This is a genomic window from Shewanella sairae (assembly GCF_023283535.1).
Classification (GTDB): domain Bacteria; phylum Pseudomonadota; class Gammaproteobacteria; order Enterobacterales; family Shewanellaceae; genus Shewanella; species Shewanella sairae.
Genome location: NZ_JAKILT010000015.1, coordinates 53,575 through 73,835, shown reverse-complemented (window position 1 = coordinate 73,835; position 20,261 = coordinate 53,575). Strand labels below are relative to the sequence as shown.

The following is a 20,261-nucleotide window of genomic DNA, read 5'->3' as shown; positions in this document are numbered from 1 at the left end:
AAATGACACAATTTATTGAAGGAAAGTGGGTTGCAGGTTTAGGTCACGACGTGACATCAATTAATCCTGCAAACCAAGAAGTAATTTGGCGCAGTAAAACAGCGACGCCAGAGCAAGTCTCTACAGCAGTTGATGCAGCGCGTAACGCACAGTTTGATTGGTTTATGCTTGGCTTTGAAGCTCGCCTAGCGATTGTTGAAGCTTATCGCGACCAACTTGAGGCTAACAAAGCTGAAATGGCGGAAGTGATTGCCCAAGAAACCGGTAAACCACAGTGGGAAACCGCCACTGAAGCGGGTGCCATGATTGGTAAAATTGGCTTGTCAGTAGCGGCTTATAACAAGCGTACTGGCACAACTGAAAATGATACGCCTGCAGGACGTGCAGTGCTGCGTCATAAGCCACATGGTGTGGTAGCGGTATTTGGTCCATATAACTTCCCTGGTCACCTACCAAATGGCCACATCGTCCCAGCATTACTTGCGGGTAACACAGTGGTATTTAAGCCATCAGAGCTTACGCCTAAAGTGGCTGAGCTAATGCTTAAGCTTTGGGAAAAAGCTGGTTTACCAGCAGGTGTTATTAACCTAGTGCAAGGTGAAGTTGAAACTGGTAAAGCATTAGCTGCGCACCCACAAATCGACGGTCTTTTCTTTACTGGTAGCTCTCGTACAGGTCATATCTTGCATCAGCAATATGCTGGCGATCCAGGTAAGATCTTAGCGCTAGAAATGGGCGGAAATAACCCGCTTATTATTAAAGGTGTTGCAGATACTAAGGCTGCTGTACATGACATCATTCAATCAGCTTATATCTCTGCAGGTCAGCGCTGCACGTGTGCGCGTCGCCTCTATGTTGAGAAAGGCGCGGCAGGTGATGCGCTACTAGAGCAACTTGTTGCAGCAGTTAAGCAGATTCAAGTGGGCCCATGGAACGCACAGCCACAGCCATTTATGGGATCGATGATTTCTGAAGCTGCCGCGAAAGGCATGGTTGAAGCACAGCGCAACTTAGTTAACTTAGGCGGTAATGTGTTAGTCGAGCTGACTCATGTAGAAGCAGGCACTGGCTTAGTTTCTCCGGGTCTAGTCGACGTCACTGATGTTATTGAATTGCCAGATGAAGAATACTTTGGTCCATTACTACAGGTCGTGCGTTACAGCGACTTTGATCAAGCCATTAAACTCGCTAATGCTACTCGCTACGGTTTGTCTGCAGGTATTTTGGCTGACAGTCGTGAAGATTATGACTACTTCTTAGCACGTATTCGTGCGGGTATCGTTAACTGGAATAAGCAGATCACAGGCGCTTCTGGCGCGGCACCATTTGGTGGGGTCGGTGCATCAGGTAACCACAGAGCAAGCGCATTTTATGCCGCTGATTACTGTGCTTACCCAGTTGCATCTGTGGAAGCTGATGCAGTAAGCCTACCAGCAACACTGAGCCCAGGTTTAAGCCTGTAAGCATAGTGATTAAATCAAAAGGGAAGCGCTCGGGGCGCTTCCCTTTTATTTATAACACTTGATATGAAAGCAGTACCCTAACAAGCAAGCTGTATCCCTATAAACGTGTACAGCCGCATGCAATAAGCCAAACTAATAAATAAACAGGTCAGCATGTCGGCATAAAGGAGTGAACAATGCACACGAATGTAAACGCGCTATTTGAAGCACTTTGGCAAGACTATATTGAGATGACACCTTCGGCGGCGAAGGTGCATCAATTATTGTCTAAAGGCGATACGATCATTAACGATCATATTGCTCTACGTACTTTTAATATTGCCAAAGTAAACCTTGAAGTATTAGCAGCGCATTTCGAATCTATTGGCTATGTTGCCTGTGGCGACTATAAGTTTGAAGCTAAAAAGCTCAACGCTAAGCATTTTGAACACCCTGATAGTACACAGCCTAAAGTGTTTATCTCTGAGCTACTTGTTGAAGAGTTCAGCGATGAGCTACAAGCAACCGTTAAGGGCTTGATCGAGCAAATCGACACTGCTGCGACGACTGCTGACAACTTCTTGTACTCAGGTCGTCACTGGCAGTTGGATAGCGAAACCTATAAAGCATTATTAGCTGAAAGCGAATACGCAGCTTGGGTTGCTGCATTTGGTTATCGTGCCAATCACTTTACCGTTTCAATTAATCACTTGCCGGGTTATGAGACGATTTTTGAAGTGAATGATGCCTTGAAAGCGGCAGGCTTTGTATTAAATGCCTCTGGCGGTGAAGTGAAGGGCACTCCAGAAGTATTACTTGAGCAGTCATCAACGATGGCAGACAAGATTGAAGTTAGCTTCTCAGACGCTGTGGTTAGCATTCCTAGCTGTTTCTATGAGTTTGCTTTGCGTTATGCCAAACCAGACGGTGAGCTTTACACGGGCTTTGTAGCGGCTTCTGCGGACAAGATTTTTGAAAGCACTAACGTTAATTCTTAGTTGATTAGCTATGTAGCATAAAAAACCGGAAGTGATTCCGGTTTTTTTATGGCTGTAGCAATCCTCAGTGGGTTAGAACAATAACGTCACTTTTAACCCTGATAGGCTCTGGCTATGTTCAAATTTAAGTTCAATCTTGTATTGCTCGGCAATATCTTTAACAATCGACAAGCCTAAGCCATGCCCCATAGTGGCTTCATCCAGACGTTTACCTCTGTGAGTTAACAGGGCGAGTTCTTCCGTTTCTACCCCAGGGCCATCGTCTTCTATGCTTAACTTAAGCTGCTGATTATTATTGCTAATGCAAACGCGAATCTCAGAGCTTGCCCATTTGTAGGCATTATCAAGTAGATTACCCAGTAACTCCATACCGTCCTCACGGTGCATTGGTAATCTAGTGATTGCAGGAGGAATATCAAAGCGGCAGTGAACCGATTTGGTGCGGTGAACCTTATTTAGGGTTTGCGCTAAATCTTCAATATCCTTAGGTAACTGCATCTGCGCGGCAGGTAACATGTCACCAGTAATTCGCGCTGCAGCTAATTTTCGCTCAATCATCTTGTGGACTAAATCGAGCTGCTTTTGCATTGCCTCTGCAGACTCAGGCTCTTTTAAATACAGAGCTTCGACTTGCTGTTGCATTACCGCTAGCGGCGTTTTAAGACCATGGCTCAAATTGCCTAAGTTATTGCGGCTACGTTCGATTTGTTTACTCGAATATGTGAGCAATTCATTGTAATTTTTAGCCAGTGGCTGCAACTCTAGTGGAATAGAGTTGAGATCGAATGATGAGATCTCACCTTCACGTAATTTAGCTAAGGTGTCTTTCATCTGATTAACCGGTTTAAAGGATTGGCGCAGCACCAAGAAAATACCCATGATCATGGCCAATAACATGGCTAAATTGACAATCAACTTAGTGCCGTATACTTCAGTGAAAACCTTGCGGCCAATACTTAAGTCTTGCGCAACGGTTAACGTAGCGGTAAGTCCTGAGGTTTCAGATTTTAGCCCGATAGATAAAAGCTGAATATCGTGATTCTGTGGGCCTTTGGTTTGCCAGGCTCGAGTTTCGCCCTTTTCTAAGTCGACAACTTCAAGACGCTGATCCCATAAAGAACGAGATCTGAGCTCCTGCTCGGGTAAATCTAATTGATAATAACGACCTGAATAGACTGGGCGATAAAAGCTAGATAACTGGCTTTCGTCAATACTAAAAGAGCTATCTTCTAAATGAGTTGCAAGCAAGACTTGCTGTAAGTCTTCTTGTAGACGAGCGATGATAGAGTCGTGAAATGCTTGGCGTAGCATGGACTCAAAAAAAATGATGCCAATTGCGGTAGAGATAACCACTAAGCCTGTTAACCACAGGCTTAGTTTAGTACGGATAGATATCATTGTTGCAGACCGTGGAAGATATACCCTTGTCCGCGACGTGTTTCAATGGCTGTTTTACCGAGTTTTTTACGTAAGTGAGTCACATAGACTTCAACCACATTACTCTCTTTTTCATCATCAAACTGATAAAGCTTGTCAGTTAGCTGGGCTTTAGATAACAGCTTTTTCGGCGACATAAGGAAGATTTTGAGTAGCCTAAACTCCATGGCCGTAAGCTCAAACTCTTGCTCGCCTACAGCAACAGACTGTTGGTTTTCATCAAGTGCTACGCCCGCATAAGTGAGCTGTTTATTTGGCGTATTGGCTTTACCATGGGCGCGTTGGATTAGCGCTTGAATCCGTACTAATAGCTCTTGAGTATGAAATGGCTTACCTAAGTAATCATCAGCACCGGAGTTAAAGCCTTCAACTTTTTCATGCCATTGACTGCGGGCGGTAAGCATAATTACTGGGGTATTAATGCCTTGTTCACGCCATTTTTCTAGCAGTTCTAAACCGTTGCCATCAGGCAAGCCAATATCCAATATAACGCAATCATAATTGGTTTCTTTAATGAGATAGTCAGCCTCGCTGACCTTATCCGTTGTATCAGTAACGTATCCGGCTTGTTTTAGCTGTTTAACCAGCTCTTCGACTAAAAGGGTGTTGTCTTCTACAAGGAGTAATTTCATAGAGTGCTCTCAATGTTACTATTTAACGTGACAGGCAGTTTATAGCGTGAATTCATGTTAACTCAAAAATGTCACTTCAGTGTAACTAGATTTGATTTTTAAACCATTATTACAGTTTTTCAGGGGTGCAGCTGGCTGGAAAGCGAGTCGGTTTAGCAAGCTGACCTGTACTGGCATCGAGTAAAAGCTCTACCAGTTGGCCCTTAGTGGTTCGGATTTGTACTTCATAACGCCAATTGCCGTCATCTTGATATAAGTGTGCATCAATAAGCTTGCCATGACACATAGCTTGGATGCTAGAAAGGGTGACATCTAGAGAAAGAATTTGTCCGCTACTAACAAGGTTTTGTGCTTCGTAATGCTGAATTTCAATTTTTTGATTAGCTAATGCGTTAGGCTGGTGCAGTACTGCAGTCAAAAGGCATAAGTAAAATGCTATTTTCACGCTGAACTCCTAATAAAAAAATGGCCTGAGATAATCTCAGGCCACTTTATAGAAGCTGTCTTAAACCGAGCTTAATACTGGCTTAGCGCGTTCCGTAAACTACGATAGTTTTACCGTGAGCTTGAATAAGGTTTTGTTCTTCAAGCATTTTCAAGATACGACCTACAGTCTCACGAGAACAACCAACAATTTGGCCAATCTCTTGACGTGTGATCTTGATTTGCATGCCGTCAGGGTGCGTCATTGCATCTGGTTGCTTCGCAAGGTGAAGCAATGTTTGTGCAATTCTTCCAGCAACATCTAGGAAGGCTAAATCGCCTACTTTTTGACTTGTGCTGTGCAGACGGTAAGCCATCTGAGAAGAAAGCTTCATCAGAATCTCAGGGTTAACCTGAATTAGTTGCTTAAACTTCTTGTATGAAATTTCTGCAATCTCACAAGCTTGCTTAGCACGAACCCATGCAGTACGTTCAGCTTGTTCTTCAAACAAACCTAACTCACCGATAAAGTCACCTTGGTTAAGGTAAGAAAGAATCATCTCTTTACCTTCTTCGTCTTTAATTAAGACGGCTACAGAGCCTTTAACTATGTAGTAAAGTGTATCTGAATCTTCACCAGCGTGGATCAAAGTACTTTTGGCTGGATATTTATGAATGTGACAGTGTGATAAAAACCATTCCAAAGTTGGATCTGGTTTTGGCTTTCCAATCAGAGCCATGCCTATGTTCCTCGGCTGATTTACATTAAAAGTAAGAATATGCTAATTAAGTATCTTACGTCAATTAAGTGATTAAAACCTTGATAGAAGTCTTACTTTAGACCGTCTCAATTCGAAGGTGAATAACCATTTAGATATAGGGTATTTTGATACATTAGTGATATATGTCAACTGAATCCGCCACTAAGCTTGATTGTTGCTTTAACAATTAGGCTTACATCACATCTTGTTACAAATACGCTGGTTGTCTACGTGGTGTAAGTATTGATTTTAGCGCAAAAAATACCTTGTCCTAGCAAATACAAAACCAATATGTAGCAGATAAGAAGTCTTAGGCTTGTCAGAGAAGTAAAATATAATAAAAAACGTGATAATTTTGAACTTTGTCAATAATAACGATTCTCATTTCTATAGGTGAGCTATTTAAACTCGACATTGTGGTCAATTTCTGGCTAACTTGATTGAAAATAAGATATAAAAATTACCGAAAACCTGATTAGGTACTAAGTTGTGTTAGCGATTGTTGGAGGCTGTTTTGAATTATAGACCTTGGATTTTAAATACTGTTGTGGTCTTTTGTTTGGCGCTAAGTAGTAGTGCTAGTGCTTTCTCAATCCCACAACCTAAGGGAGCTGAAGAAGCGAGTCGCTCAGCTCATATTCAGTTAAAAGCGGCGCAAGGCGATGCCGATGCCCAATATCTACTCGGGCTAATGTATTTATCGGGTCGCTATATTGCACAAGATCGAGTCTTAGGCGCTAAGTGGGTTACTGCAGCGGCAACTTCTGGACATGCTAAAGCTCAGCAAACAATGGCTGATTTAGCTTTTGAAGGCAGCTTAATAAAACGAGATTTATCAACGGCAGAGCAATGGTATAGCGCACTGAGTAAGCAAGGTAGCAAATGGGCGAATTTTAGGCTTGGTTTTATTTATGCTGCAGGCGGTGAAGGCGTAGAGCGTAACTGTGGTAAGGCTGTTGAGCAATTTAATGCCGTTGGCGATCAAGTTTCTTTAGGTAATGTAGCTTGGATTTTAGCAACTTGCCCCGAAGCTCAGTATCGTAATGGCGATAAAGCATTAGCGTTATCTTTGGCGCTACTTGAATCGAATGAACAAGACCCTACGACATTAGATAATTTAGCTGCGGCGTATGCTGAAATTGGCGATTTTGCAGCGGCGATTTCGACGCAACAAAAAGCGATTAATGCCCTTAAGTTAACTGAAGATACCAGTAAAACCGTTGAGTTTAAGCAACGTTTAAAAAACTATCAGAATGACAAACCGTATCGAGAAACTTTGCCATTGATGGCTGAATAAAAGACTGTAGATTTTGGACTGATTTAAACCATTTCTATGGTAAAACGCATAATGAATAAGGCTCCTAAGTTATTAGGGGCTTTTTTTGTGCCCGTAGGAGGTAACTCGTGCTCTATTCATTGTTCTGACTCTATAGCCAATAGCAAAAGGGTATGACTGCCATAGACGAGTTATTTTTAGTGCTTTTGATAAAAACAGCCATTTTTATATATTAAAATCAGTTGTTAAACTTAAAAATTAGCTTATCCATCCCTAGCTTATAGCTAAGCTTAGATAGCCATTTCTGGCATTGAACCGATTAAACACAGTGGCGAAATTTAAATTTATTTTGTGGGGATATAAAGTCAGCTAGCACCCCTAAGAACATGAGCGGAGCAAGCATGACGATGGAATTGAGCTTTCTTTAGGTGATTTTTAGAGGGGGTTTAGGTCAGCTAGCAATCCCAAAGAGATAAATAGATCAAGCATGCAGGTGGAATTCAGCTTTCTTTTTGGTGAGGAGGTCAGCCAGCAATCCTAAGAAAATAAACAGAGCAAGCATGCAGGTGGAATTCACTTTCTTTTTGGTGAGGAGGTCAGCTAGCAATCCAAAGGTGATACACAGATCAAGCATGCAGGTGGAATTAAGCTTTCTTTTTGGTGAGGAGGTCAGCTAGCAATCCTAAGAAAATAACAGATCAAGCATGAAGGTGGAATTAAGCTTTCTTTTAGGGAAGTCTTTGTAAGGTCAGCTAGCAATCTCAAGGAGATACACAGATCAAGCATGCAGGTGGAATTAAGCTTTCTTTTTGGTGAGAAGGTCAGCTAGCAATCCAAAGGTGATAAACAGATCAAGCATGAAGGTGGAATTAAACTTCTTTAGATGATTTCTAGGTAGTTTTTAGAGATAAGGTCAGCTAGCAATCCAAAGGTGATAAACAGATCAAGATGGGGGAATTTACCTCCAAAGGACTGCTAGCTTATCGTTCTTTCGCCTGAAATCCCGATAAGATGAAGTCTACATTTATTGGCTTAAACTAATCTTAATACAGAATTATCTTAGCTGGGTTATTCGTTTTCTGGTGAAATAAGCTGTAGGCGTTTATCCATAAGATCTTTAACCAGCGGGGTGAGGATTAGCTCCATTGCCAAAGACATCTTGCCACCTGGCACCACTAAGGTGTTTACGCGAGACATAAATGAGCCTTGAATCATGCTGAGGTAGTAAGGGAAGTCGACATTATTGATGCCGCGAAAACGGATCACGACAAAGCTTTCATCTAAACTCGGAATACTCTTAGCGCTAAAAGGGTTTGACGTGTCTACCGTTGGTACTCGCTGAAAGTTAATATGGGTTCGTGAGAACTGTGGCGTCATATGGTTAATGTAATCGTCCATACTGCGCACAATAGAGTCCATCACTTTTTCACGGCTATGGCCACGCTCAGAGGTGTCGCGAATAATCTTTTGAATCCACTCCAAGTTGACAATAGGCACCATACCAATCAGTAAATCGACATGCTTAGCGACATCACAATCGTCAGTGACTACACCACCATGCAGACCTTCGTAGTAAAGCATATCGGTATTTTCAGGTAATGGGTGCCACTGGGTGAAGGTGCCCGGCATCTGATTAAACGGCACGGCTTCATCAAAAGTGTGCAAATAAGCGCGGGTTTCGCCTTGGCCGGTATTACCGTAATCGCTAAAACATTGTTCTAGTCGATTGAAATCATTAGCTTCTGGGCCAAAGTAACTGATATTACGGTTTTCTGTTTTTTCTTTGCGGATCATAACCGCCATTTCTGGACGGGTAAAATGATGAAAACTATCGCCTTCGACAATAGCTGCATTGATGCCAAGCTGTCTAAAGATATGATTGAATGCAGTTGTTGTGGTTGTCGTGCCTGCGCCTGACGAGCCGGTTACTGCAATAATTGGATGTTTTGCTGACATTTTTTTACCCAAAGAAAGAGAGTTAACTATCACCTGCACAGGGTCTATTTAAGACTCATTTATAGTGATTAAGGTAAGAAGCTTGTGCTGATAGTGTTCATTTATACGGCTTCACTTGGCTTAGGTCAATCTATGACCTCAGCCAAGAGCAAGCTTTTACTGCGTGATATTAATCTTGCTGCCAATCTTGGACGACGATATCTTCTTTGCGTCTAATACCGATTGATTCTTCTTCCTCGCTGTATTCCACAACCAAAGTCCCTTGCTTAAGCGCAGCTTTGCACTGAACAATTGCTCTTTCCATACTGTGTTCACCATCACCAGAAAAACTGCCATCTTCGACTTGGCTAATGAGGTATTCTTTTATTAAGTTATCAAAGGTTTCGCTAGGCAGCTGCACTAGAGACTCATAAGGCACTAACATACGGATGCTTCCAAAGAGGTTAAAAAGTTTAAAATGCGTTTTTCAAGGTAGTAGCGTGGTCGCCACGGACTACCTCCATCGATAAAGCCAACGTGGCCGCCATTAGCATGCAGTTCATATTGCACGTGAGTGGATAGCTGTTGAGAGTTAGGGATGACAGCTGGGGTCATAAAAGGGTCATCTTTTGCATGAATAACCAAGGTCGGTTTACAGATCTTACTTAAATAAGGCATACCGCTTGCGCGAGTATAGTAATCATCGACATTTTCAAAACCATGCAGCGGCGCTGTGACTTTATCATCAAATGCGTAAAAGGTGTTGAGTTGTTCGATATCGTGATGGGTAATTGGCATTTTAGGGGCTAAATCAGGATTAGCGACTTTACCGCGCATTTTTTGCTGTAACTGCTTAATTAAATAACTCTGGTAAACTTTGGAAAAGCCTTTTTCTAAACGGTTAGCACAAGAGCCTAGTTGTAGCGGCGCCGATACGGCTACAGCTTTGGTGATTAAGCTGTGTTGCTGTTGCTCACCTTGATACTTAACTAGCACATTACCACCCAAGCTATAGCCTACCGCGAGCAATGCATTATTTGGGAAACGATTTTTTAAGTGTTGTAGTGTGCAATGAAGATCTTCGGTATCGCCGCTGTGATAACCACGGGGTAGTCTATTTAACTCACCCGAGCAGCTACGGTGATGATGCACTACTGCACTTAAGCCTAAGGTTTTACTCTCGGCTAAAATCCTACGAGCATAATGCGACTCTGCACTGCCTTCAAGGCCATGGATAATCACTAAAATAGGTTGTTCAGCTGCGGGGCTACCTTGCCAATCGAGATCAATAAAGTCGCCGTCTGCCAACTCTAATCTTTCACGTTTTAGTTCTGGTCTGTCCACTTTAGTCAGTACAGGGAGGATCGTTTGCACATGGGGATTTCTGGCCCACCAAGGTGGTGAAAATATTTGGCTCATAATTATTGGCTATTGCTGAAAATTAAAACGTGTGTTTAGTTGTTATTATCAGCAGAGTGTAGCACAACTTGAATTTGGGCTGTTTATTGACTTTGTTTCCAGTTGTAAGCGTTTCAAACTCTGACAGAGTAAACAGGCTTGAGCGCCATAAAAATACCATGATAAGAATTAGAGGACGCGATGGAACGACGGACTTTTATCACAACAGCATTAGCTGGCACAGCCTGTATCGCACTGGGAGTGAATTACTGCTCTTCAGATTATATAGCGGTCAACAAAGGACTAGATGACAAACACCGTTTGTTATTTAGCGTATTAGTGCCCGTTTTTTTAGATGGTGCTTTACCAGATGTTGCAACCTTAAAACGTGATGCGATTAACCGTACATTAGATGCGATTGAACACACTATTTCAATTTTGCCTCAAGACAGCCAAGCAGAGCTAGAACAGCTACTTGGGATGCTTGAAGGTCGCTTAGGTCTGCTTATATTAACTGGCAGCGTCACTCCGCTGATGATGCGTAATCAGTCTGAACTCATCGATATGCTGCAAAGTTGGCGTACAAGTTATCTTGATATGATGGTCACTGCCTATCAAGGCTTACGTGAACTGGTCATGGCCAGTTACTACTCAAGCCCTGAGCACTGGAGTCGATTGCATTACGCTAAGCCGAGTTTCTTAGAGGATAGGCCGTGATGTTAATTGGATTACTTTCGGCGCTATTAATACGGATGCTAACCAAGCGGGCGAAGATAATAAAAGCTCAAGATAAAGGACGCGTTTATGGCCATTGAAGATCCTATTGTAACAGGACTGGATTCTGGCTGGGCGCATATAAATGCGGCTCAGCTCAGTGAAAGCCAAACCTTAGAAGCCGATGTTGTGATAGTTGGCAGTGGTGCGGGAGGCGGTGTTGCCGCTGAGATCCTCACACAAGCAGGTTTATCAGTTATTATTGTTGAGGGTGGTCCGCTTAAATCATCTAGTAACTTTAATATGGAAGAGCGCCGCGCTTACCCTGATCTTTATCAACAAGCCGCTGGAATGAAAACCGCTGATAAAGCCATTGGTATTTTTCAAGGTCGGGCAGTAGGTGGCTCTACTACGGTCAATTGGACCACTTCAATTCGTACGCCTGAGCCCGCACTTGAATATTGGTCGCAGAGCAAATCGGTAGAAGGTTTGTCTCGGGCAGAGCTTGACCCTTGGTTTGAAAAAATGGAACAGCGGCTCAATATCAGTAAATGGGCGTATGAACCTAATCGAAACAATCAAGCATTGAAGCAAGGTTGTGAGCAATTGGGTTGGCAGCACACAGTGATTAAGCGCAACGTTAAAGGCTGTTGGAACACCGGCTATTGCGGTATGGGCTGCCCCGTTAATGCTAAGCAGTCGATGTTAGTCACCACGATACCAGCTGCACTTGAGGCCGGGGCAACATTAGTGAGCCAAGCTAAAGTGATGAAACTAGAGCACCATAATGACAAAGTCTTTGCAGTAAAAGCCCAAGCTGTTGATGACAATATGAAGCCATTAGCGATTGAAGTTATGTTTAAGGCCAAGCACTATATTTTGGCTGCGGGCGCAATTCATACCCCAACAATCATGTTGCGCTCTAAGCTGCCAGACCCGCATGAGATAATCGGTAAACGCACTTTTTTACACCCAACCTTGCTTAGTGGCGCTGTGTTTAGTGACCCTATCAATGGCCATAGCGGCGCGCCGCAATCTATCTACTCTGATGAGTTTGTTTGGCAAAATGGTGCTGACGGCGAACTTGGCTACAAGCTTGAAGTGCCGCCGATCCACCCTATTTTAATCGCCTCAAAAACGATTGGTTATGGTAAAAGCCATGCTGAGTTGATGGAGAAGTTTAATCAGCTGCAAGTGACAATCGCATTAGTGCGTGATGGTTATCATGAAAATAGCCAAGGCGGGCAAGTTAAGCTGACTGAAAATGGTTTTGCATTGGATTACCCATTAACCGATGCCTTCTGGCGTGCTGCGCGCCGTGCCTTTGCCAGTATGGCTGAATTACAATTTGCTGCTGGCGCACAACAGGTTTTGCCGATTAGTGAAGGTATGCCTTATTTGTCGAGCTGGAATGAGGCTAAAAAAGCGATTAACGAGATGGAATTAGCGCCACTGAAAACCGTGGTTGCTTCTGCGCATGTGATGGGGGGCTGCCCATTCGGTGAAGATCCAAAAGTCTCTATGGTTAATAGTTTTGGTGAGTCACATTACTTCGAGAACCTCTCTGTAATGGACGGATCTATTTTTCCAACTAGCTTAGGGGCGAATCCACAGCTATCCATTTATGGCATTACCGCTAGAAATGCCACTCGCTTGGCTGAAAAGTTGACGGCTTAACCTGTAATAGCAAAGTTTAGTTGACTAAAAAGGCGAGCAGAGCTCGCCTTTTAGTATTCGTTTAAAACACTTATCCCATAACCGAAGAGTGCAACTCGTTATTGGTTTAGGCTGGGGTAGTTTTGGCTTTTAAGGTTAAATAGCGCCAAGTAGCGACTCACATTGCTATCGGTTTTAGCAGGGTAAACTTCATCTAGAACCATAGGCTTGAGTGCTATGAGGATCTTAGCCTGTGACTTGCGTTCTAACATTAACTCCACATCCAGCATTTGTTGATATTCAGCCTGTTCAAGTACGGCTTTGCTTAAGCGTCTTAGCTTACGGTAAGGCAGTAATAGTCTTTGCTCCCAGCTGAGTAGATCTTGCTGTAACTGTTGCCAATCAGAGGAAGTGAGTCGCTGATGGTGACTATCAAGCCATAGCGCCAATAGGAGTAAGTTTACATTTAGCTGGTGGTCATCTTGCAGTGCTAAGCAAGTAGCCTGTTGCTGCATATAGATGGCGTCACAATCTTGCCAAAGGCTTTGGTAAAAGCTGGGGTTAAAACTACCGGGTAATGTCATCGATGATTAGTCCTAGCTTAAAAAGAGGCATTAACAAAAAGGGAAGCAATGCTTCCCTTTAAAAGATAACTATAAGACTTCAGCGCGAACGCTTTGTTCAATATTTTCAATTTCTTCTTGGATCTCAAGCCATTCCATTTCGCTTTCTTCTAAGCCTTGAGTCAAAGTGGTTCGCTCATTGAGTACCTGAGTTAGCTTAGCTTTATTATCAGCATCATAAAGGCTAGTATCCGCTAGCATCTCTTCGAGCTCTTTTAAACGGTCATTGGCTTTTTGCTGATCTTTTTCAAGCTTAGTTTGCACCTTTTTCAGCGGTGATAGCTTCTGTCTTAGTTCTGCTTCTAAGCGCTTTTGTAACTTCTTGTCTTGAATTGGCGTGCTGGTTTCAACAGCTTCTTCTTTACCCGCATTTTTAGCCGCATCGAGTAGCCATTGATGGTAATCATCTAAATCACCCTCAAAGCTGTTAACTTCACCTTGGTCCACAAGGTAGTAGTCACTGCAGCTTAAGCGCAATAAATGCCTATCGTGCGATACGATAATCATTGCACCTTCAAAAGTTTGTAGTGCCATGGTTAATGCATGACGCATCTCTAAGTCTAAGTGGTTGGTAGGTTCATCGAGTAGCAATAGATTAGGGCGTTGCCACACAAGTAGCGCTAATACTAAACGAGCTTTTTCACCACCTGAGAAAGGTCTTACGGGCGCGAGAGCCATATCGCCGTTAAAGCCATAACCGCCTAAAAAGTTACGTAACTCTTGTTCTGTCGTCGTTGGCGCCAAGCGCACCATGTGTTGCAATGGCGAGTCATCTAAACTTAAAAACTCCAACTGATGCTGGGCAAAGTAACCGATATTTAAGCCGGGGTTGGTTTCATACTTACCTTGCATTGGCGATAGCTCGCCAGAAAGTAGCTTTACTAAGGTCGACTTACCTGCACCATTACGGCCAAGTAGGCCGATACGCGCGCCCGGTACTAAATTAAGGTGAACTTTTTTAAGGATCTCGGTTTCACCATAGCCAATAGAGACTTGCTCCATAGTTACCAGTGGGTTTGGCAGCGCTGCTGGCTCTCTAAACGCCATATGAAATGGACTATCAGCCTGAGACGGCAACAATTCAGCCATGCGTTCAAGAGCTTTTAAGCGGCTTTGAGCCTGCTTCGCCTTACTGGCTTTATAGCGGAAACGGTCAACGAACGACTGCATATGAGCGCGTTCTTTTTGTTGGCGCTCAAATGCAACTTGCTGTTGAGCCATGCGCTCGGCGCGCACTCGCTCAAACGAGGTGTAATTGCCTTTGTAATAGTTAAGCTTAGCGTTTTCGACATGCACGATTTCATCGACAATACCGTCAATAAAGTCGCGGTCGTGACTGATCAGAATTAGCGTGCCTTGGTAAGCCTTAATCCAACCTTCTAACCAGTACATAGTGTCTAAGTCTAAGTGGTTGGTTGGTTCATCGAGTAATAATAAGTCTGACCGACAAAGTAACGCTTGAGCCAAGTTAAGGCGCATGCGCCAACCACCAGAGAAACTCTTCACTGGGTTACTTTGTTCTTGCTCACTAAAACCTAAACCCGCTAATAAGCTTGCTGCGCGCGAGTGAATAGCATAGCCACCAATCGCGTCGATTTGTCCGTGTAATAACGCAATATTATGGCCATCATCGGCCTCTTGAGCTTTGTGTAATTTAGCTTCTAATTCACGGTATTCGGCATCACCATCAATCACATATTCTATTGCGGATACATCAAGCGCTGGGGTTTCCTGAGCAACGGTGGCCAATTGCCAGCCGTTAGGCATGTTGAACTCGCCTTTATCTAGGCTAATCTTGCCCATGATGAGTGCGAGCAGTGACGATTTACCGCTACCATTGGCACCGACAAGCCCGACTTTATGTCCTGGATAGACAGTTAATGAAGTTTCATCGAGCAAGGTTTTTGAGCCACGAACGAGTTGAGCTTGAGTGATGGTGATCATTGAAGTCGGCTTAAAGTCAGAGTAACAGCAAATATTGGGGACAGATGATAGCCCAGAACCGCTAGATACTTCTATGGCAGATCCTAGAAAAGTACGGTCTTGATGCGACTTTTGTGGCAAAATAGCGATATAGATGGATAGGAATTTAAATCATGACAATAACAACTAAAAAAGTGAAAAAACGTTTTGTAGCCGGCGCTAAATGTCCTAAGTGCCAATCAAAAGAGTCAATCGTATTGTTTAAAGAAAATGGCATCGAAACCGTAGAGTGTGTCGACTGTGATTATCGTGAACAACAAACTGAAGAGAAAGTCGCCAAAAAAGCCACTGGTGCTGTGATTGGGGTATTTAATCCCGATTAACGATTAACTCGTCGATTAATCGGCCATTGCAATTAAGCGACGAGTTAAGCTTTGTTGTACACAGCTGTGTATTTCGCTGTCTTTTGGTTTATGTGTCGTGTAAACTTTGCGCGTTTAGCGTTAGCACCTTTGTTAACGTGGCTGCTAAGTGAGTAACGATAATGACGGTAACACGACTCTTTTTATTAGGTTTGTCTCTATTATTAACCGGCTGTGGGGCGGTACAGGATTATAGAAATTCGCAGATGTTTAGCTCATTTGATGACTTTCGTCCCGGACCTGAAGGTGGTAGCGATCTGATTTGGGCGCAGCCTAAAATTGGTAGCGTTAACGATCTGAACCACATTTTGAATCAATATGACAATGTGATTGTTGATCAAGCTTGGTTAGTGCTGGATGATAAAACCCGTTACGACAACTTAGATGATAAAGACATTGTTGAGGTGTCGCGTTACTTAATCAGTCAGATTAAGCAAAAAGCCAGTCAACGCTTTAAGGTTATTACTCAGGCGGATTTAGAGCAGGCTACCGCCAATGACGATAAGGCTAAAACACTCAGAGTCAGTGTTGCCTTAACCAATATCGAAACCCCCAACCCGATTTTAGCGGTCACCAGCAGTATTTTACCCTTTGGGCTTGGCATCTCTAGTATTTCAAAAGTGGTCACAGGCGAGCATACCAATGTCGGCAGTGCCACGATTGAATTGATGTTAAGTGATGCACAAACCGGAAAGCCGATTGTGGCGGTCATAGATAGAAAGGCTGGTAGCAAAGATTTCAGCACTATGATTGATTCAACTGATGACGCTAAAGATGCCGTCGATTGGTGGGTCGAGCGCTTAGGCGCCACATTGCGTGGTGAGAATATTTAAGCTCAGTAATTTTATCGCTCGCATATCAATTCGATTTTATAGTGCAGCGATTACCAATACGACTAATATTAAGCTGGCATATAACGCCAGCTTTTTTGTTGGTGATGTGCATAGATAGACCTTTAAAGACAATGATAGATGATATTTCTTCGTTATCCTTTATTGAGCATGCTGCAACTAAAAGAATTACTGCTACAATAGCGCTATAATTTATACCGATAGAAAACGACAACTTTTGCTCCAGCTGATTTGGAGCCTTGTCACCATGATTTGATCACTGCAAAGCATGATTTGAGCGCCTTGATTAAGGTATCGAGTCCTCCAGGGGAAAACCGCCCTAACCAGCAGTGCATACTTAGGAAAGATACTTTGACTCAAACAGTCCCAAATACCGATGACCAAGCGCCGTTCTCAAGCCTTAACTTGAAGCCTGAGCTGCTAGATAACCTAAAGACGATGGGTTATGACTCGATGACACCTATTCAAGCGCAAAGCTTGCCAGCGATCCTTAACGGCGAAGACGTTATTGGTCAAGGTAAGACAGGGTCAGGTAAGACAGCTGCGTTTGGTTTAGGCTTATTGCACAAATTAGACGTAAAGCGTTTCCGTATTCAATCTTTAGTACTGTGTCCAACACGCGAACTTGCGGACCAAGTGGCTAAAGAGATCCGTACTCTAGCGCGCGGTATTCACAATATTAAAGTACTAACACTTTGTGGTGGTGTGCCAATGGGACCACAAATTGGTTCATTAGAACACGGCGCACATATTATTGTTGGTACACCGGGTCGTATTATCGATCACTTAGATCGCGGCCGTTTAGATCTAGAAAACGTACATACCTTAGTGCTTGATGAAGCTGACCGCATGTTAGAAATGGGCTTTCAGGTTGAACTTGAAGGCATCATGGAGCGTATGCCAATCGAGCGTCAAACACTGCTATTTAGTGCTACTTTCCCTGAGCAGATCCAGTCTATTGCCGACAAGATCATGTTTAAACCTGTAATGGTGAAAGTCGCGTCTACACATGCAACGAGCACGATTGACCAGCACTTCTATGAAGTGGGTAACAACAACGATCGTATGCGTGCGCTAAAACTATTATTACTGCAATACCGCCCAGAAAGTGCGGTAGTGTTCTGTAATACCAAGCGCGAAACCAAAGATGTGGCTGCGCAGCTTAAGAACGATGGTTTTAGTGTGGTTGCACTGCATGGTGATCTTGAGCAGCGCGATCGTGATCAAACCCTACTGCAGTTTGCTAACAAGAGTGTGTCTATCATGGTAGCGACTGACGTTGCTGCTCGTGGTCTTGATATCGATGCACTTGATGCTGTGATTAACTATCATGTGGCTTACGACACTGAAGTGCATATCCACCGTATCGGTCGTACAGGCCGCGCGGGCAGTAAAGGTTCGGCGCATACCTTCTATAATGACGAAGATGGCTACAAGATTGCATTGCTTGAAGATTACCTAGAGCGTGACATCGTCAATGAAGCGCTGCCATCTGAGCATTTATTAGATACGTTCCCAGTACAGCCAGTCATGACCACTTTGCAAATTGATGGTGGTAAAAAGCAGAAGTTACGTCCTGGTGATATCTTAGGTGCACTGACTGGTGAAGATGGCATTCAAGGCAGCGAAGTCGGTAAGATTAAAATTACTGATATGCGTGCTTATGTGGCGGTTAACCGTAAAGTTGCTAAGAAAGCTTTGCATAAGATAGTTAACGGCAAACTAAAAGGCCGTTCATACCGCGCCTGGGAATTGCGTTAAGCCCTTATTAGGTTGACACATCCCCCATAAAAAAAGCAGCGCCAAAGCGCTGCTTTTTTGTGTCTGGAACACTTATGCCAAGGCCCATGGATGGTTAGCCTTGGTATTTGTGCCCGGAGCATTTATGCCAAGGCTCTTATATCAAGAGTTATGGATGGTTAGTCTTGGTATTTGTGTCTGGAGCATTTATGCCAAGGCTCTTATATCAAGAGTCATGAATGGTTAGTCTTGGTAGTTGTGTCTGGAGCATTTATGCCAAGGCTCTTATATCAAGAGTCATGAATGGTTAGTCTTGGTAGTTGTGTCTGGAACACTTATGCCAAGGCTCTTAAGCTACGAATACAGATATCAAGGTCTTTTGCGACCTTGATATCTAAATAATACTCAAAGTTTAGCTATTATTACTTGGCTTGTTGGCAGCTCGGTTGCCATTGCTCGCTCTATTTGGGTTAGGGCGGCGCTGACCGGCAGGCTTAGCTTTGTGCGCTTGCGAATTGTTACCAGAAGCATTGTTACCAGCTGCATTATTCGCCGCATTTGGTCTGCGTTGACGTCTAGGCTTGCTTGGTTGTGCATCGGCACTTGGCTGGTGGCCGCGAGCCATTTTACCGCTGCGTTGACCATCTCTATGCTCAGTTTTTGCAGCACCATTTTGGCTGTTGCCTTGGTTATCACCTTGGCGACGAGGGTTAGCTGACTTATTACTCGCACCGCCTGAGTTGGCACCTTTGTTAGGGCTGCGTGAACGGCCATTACCACGACCTTGATTACCACCGTTACGTGGGCCTCTATTTTGGCCGTGAGACTTACCGGTTAAGTCTGTTTCTGGCAGGTGATAAGTTGGCTCAAAACCTTCGATTACGCGACGCTCTAAGTTTTGTTTAATCAATAGCTCGATATCACGTAGCAATTTGATCTCTTCGTCACCAACAAGTGATACCGCATGACCCGATGCACCTGCGCGACCTGTTCGGCCAATACGATGTACGTAATCTTCCGGCACGTTTGGTAAGTCAAAGTTAACCACCTGTGGCAGCTGGTCAATATCAAGGCCGCGTGCGGCAATATCAGTGGCTACAAGTACACGAATAGCACCGCTCTTAAAGTCTGCCAACGCTTTAGTTCTTGCGCCTTGGCTCTTGTTACCGTGAATAGCTGCAGCGGTAATATCTTTCGCTTCTAGGCTTTTAGCCAGACGGTTAGCACCGTGCTTAGTGCGGCTAAATACCAATACCTGTTGCCAGTTATTTTGTTTAATCAGTTTGACTAACACTGCGGCTTTTTGGCCTTTATCAACAGGGCAGATCCACTGTTGTACAGTATTTGCTGTCGCATTACGCGGCGTGACTGAAATTTCAACTGGGTTGTTCACTAGGCCTTTTGCTAACTGACGGATCTCGTCAGAGAAAGTGGCTGAGAACATTAGGTTCTGACGCTTGGCTGGCAATACGGCCAAAACCTTTTTGATGTCGTGAATAAAGCCCATGTCTAACATGCGGTCAGCTTCATCAAGCACCAATACTTCAAGCTGACTAAAGCTTAAAGCACGTTGATTGTATAAATCCAATAGACGACCTGGTGTCGCCACTAAGATATCAACACCACGATTAAGTTTAGTGATTTGTGGCCCAATACCCACACCACCAAATACCACTGCTGATTTTAGCGGTAAGTTCTTACCGTAAGTTTCAACGCTTTCGCCTACCTGCGCCGCAAGTTCACGGGTTGGGGTTAATACTAATGCGCGTACTTGTTTTGCTTGCGCCTTATTGCCTTTTGAAAGTAGCTCTAGCAAGGGCAGTGTAAAACCCGCTGTTTTACCTGTGCCCGTTTGCGCTGCCGCCATTACATCTTTACCTTCCAACACGGCTGGAATTGCTTGTGCCTGAATAGGTGAAGGAGTGTCATAACCTTTGTTGGCAACGGCTTTCAAAATTTGGGCAGATAAGCCCAGTGAGGCAAAACTCATAGATAGGTCTCATTTCGGCTGCGAAATAGGCGTAAAAGTG

General features: G+C 43.8%; 18 protein-coding genes. 8 read left to right on the top strand and 10 right to left on the bottom strand.

Annotation, left to right across the window (positions count from 1 at the left end):
* The first annotated feature begins 2 nt into the window (after positions 1 to 2).
* Together astD and L2748_RS08630 are read left to right on the top strand one after the other, a co-directional pair.
* Positions 3 to 1,463: a succinylglutamate-semialdehyde dehydrogenase gene (astD, locus tag L2748_RS08635; protein ID WP_220779926.1), complete on the top strand. Its 1,461-nt coding sequence runs from the start codon at positions 3 to 5 to the stop codon at positions 1,461 to 1,463.
* 176 nt (positions 1,464 to 1,639) lie between these two features.
* On the top strand, positions 1,640 to 2,440 hold the full coding sequence (locus L2748_RS08630) for a DUF1338 domain-containing protein (RefSeq protein ID WP_220779928.1): 801 nt from the start codon (positions 1,640 to 1,642) through the stop codon (positions 2,438 to 2,440).
* A 72-nt stretch (positions 2,441 to 2,512) separates the two neighbouring features.
* Here the strand turns inward: L2748_RS08630 and L2748_RS08625 are convergent, their stop codons facing one another.
* From L2748_RS08625 to crp, 4 genes are all read right to left on the bottom strand, one after another.
* A complete protein-coding gene (locus L2748_RS08625; protein ID WP_220779930.1) occupies positions 2,513 to 3,838 on the bottom strand; it encodes an ATP-binding protein in 1,326 nt (441 codons plus the stop codon).
* The gene (locus L2748_RS08620) at positions 3,835 to 4,509 is read right to left on the bottom strand and encodes a response regulator transcription factor (protein ID WP_220779932.1); all 675 of its coding nucleotides are present in this window, start codon (positions 4,507 to 4,509) and stop codon (positions 3,835 to 3,837) included. Before L2748_RS08620 ends, L2748_RS08625 begins: the two co-directional genes overlap by 4 nt.
* Before the next feature lie 109 nt (positions 4,510 to 4,618).
* Positions 4,619 to 4,954 carry a PepSY domain-containing protein gene (locus tag L2748_RS08615; protein ID WP_220779934.1) on the bottom strand — a complete coding sequence of 112 codons (336 nt, stop codon included), beginning with the start codon at positions 4,952 to 4,954 and terminating at the stop codon, positions 4,619 to 4,621.
* Between the two features lie 82 nt (positions 4,955 to 5,036).
* On the bottom strand, positions 5,037 to 5,672 hold the full coding sequence (crp, locus tag L2748_RS08610) for a cAMP-activated global transcriptional regulator CRP (protein ID WP_012156707.1): 636 nt from the start codon (positions 5,670 to 5,672) through the stop codon (positions 5,037 to 5,039).
* Positions 5,673 to 6,207: 535 nt separating this feature from the next.
* Here crp and L2748_RS08605 point away from each other — a divergent pair.
* The gene (locus L2748_RS08605; RefSeq protein ID WP_220779935.1) at positions 6,208 to 6,990 is read left to right on the top strand and encodes a tetratricopeptide repeat protein; all 783 of its coding nucleotides are present in this window, start codon (positions 6,208 to 6,210) and stop codon (positions 6,988 to 6,990) included.
* Between the two features lie 1,047 nt (positions 6,991 to 8,037).
* On the opposite strand, the gene L2748_RS08600 is transcribed toward L2748_RS08605, so the two are convergent.
* The 3 genes from L2748_RS08600 to L2748_RS08590 form a co-directional block, all read right to left on the bottom strand.
* Positions 8,038 to 8,925 carry a phosphoribulokinase gene (locus tag L2748_RS08600; RefSeq protein ID WP_220779937.1) on the bottom strand — a complete coding sequence of 296 codons (888 nt, stop codon included), beginning with the start codon at positions 8,923 to 8,925 and terminating at the stop codon, positions 8,038 to 8,040.
* 169 nt (positions 8,926 to 9,094) lie between these two features.
* Positions 9,095 to 9,349 (bottom strand): YheU family protein, encoded by a 255-nt coding sequence (locus L2748_RS08595; protein WP_220779939.1) that lies wholly within the window; start codon positions 9,347 to 9,349, stop codon positions 9,095 to 9,097.
* Positions 9,343 to 10,323, bottom strand: coding sequence for a hydrolase (locus L2748_RS08590; protein ID WP_220779941.1), 981 nt, complete (start codon positions 10,321 to 10,323; stop codon positions 9,343 to 9,345). The genes L2748_RS08595 and L2748_RS08590 overlap by 7 nt, the downstream gene beginning before the upstream one ends.
* Before the next feature lie 180 nt (positions 10,324 to 10,503).
* On the opposite strand from L2748_RS08590, the gene L2748_RS08585 reads away from it, so the two are divergent.
* Entirely contained in the window at positions 10,504 to 11,019 is a 516-nt protein-coding gene (locus tag L2748_RS08585) for a TAT leader-containing periplasmic protein (protein ID WP_220779943.1), read from the top strand.
* 87 nt (positions 11,020 to 11,106) lie between these two features.
* Positions 11,107 to 12,693: a GMC family oxidoreductase gene (locus L2748_RS08580; protein ID WP_220779944.1), complete on the top strand. Its 1,587-nt coding sequence runs from the start codon at positions 11,107 to 11,109 to the stop codon at positions 12,691 to 12,693.
* 98 nt (positions 12,694 to 12,791) lie between these two features.
* Here the strand turns inward: L2748_RS08580 and L2748_RS08575 are convergent, their stop codons facing one another.
* Positions 12,792 to 13,256, bottom strand: a complete 465-nt coding sequence (locus tag L2748_RS08575) for a TIGR02444 family protein (protein WP_220779952.1) — start codon at positions 13,254 to 13,256, stop codon at positions 12,792 to 12,794.
* Positions 13,257 to 13,325: 69 nt separating this feature from the next.
* Positions 13,326 to 15,239 carry an ABC transporter ATP-binding protein gene (locus L2748_RS08570; RefSeq protein WP_220779954.1) on the bottom strand — a complete coding sequence of 638 codons (1,914 nt, stop codon included), beginning with the start codon at positions 15,237 to 15,239 and terminating at the stop codon, positions 13,326 to 13,328.
* Positions 15,240 to 15,391: 152 nt separating this feature from the next.
* Between L2748_RS08570 and L2748_RS08565 the strand changes: the two genes are divergently transcribed.
* The 3 genes from L2748_RS08565 (at position 15,392) to dbpA (ending at position 18,252) form a co-directional block, all read left to right on the top strand.
* Positions 15,392 to 15,601: a YheV family putative zinc ribbon protein gene (locus L2748_RS08565; protein WP_220779956.1), complete on the top strand. Its 210-nt coding sequence runs from the start codon at positions 15,392 to 15,394 to the stop codon at positions 15,599 to 15,601.
* 161 nt (positions 15,602 to 15,762) lie between these two features.
* Positions 15,763 to 16,473 (top strand): DUF3313 domain-containing protein, encoded by a 711-nt coding sequence (locus tag L2748_RS08560; protein ID WP_220779957.1) that lies wholly within the window; start codon positions 15,763 to 15,765, stop codon positions 16,471 to 16,473.
* 369 nt (positions 16,474 to 16,842) lie between these two features.
* Positions 16,843 to 18,252 carry an ATP-dependent RNA helicase DbpA gene (gene dbpA / locus L2748_RS08555; protein ID WP_220779959.1) on the top strand — a complete coding sequence of 470 codons (1,410 nt, stop codon included), beginning with the start codon at positions 16,843 to 16,845 and terminating at the stop codon, positions 18,250 to 18,252.
* A gap of 391 nt (positions 18,253 to 18,643) precedes the next feature.
* Here the strand turns inward: dbpA and L2748_RS08550 are convergent, their stop codons facing one another.
* The gene (locus tag L2748_RS08550; protein ID WP_220779967.1) at positions 18,644 to 20,221 is read right to left on the bottom strand and encodes a DEAD/DEAH box helicase; all 1,578 of its coding nucleotides are present in this window, start codon (positions 20,219 to 20,221) and stop codon (positions 18,644 to 18,646) included.
* Between the last annotated feature and the right edge of the window lie 40 nt (positions 20,222 to 20,261).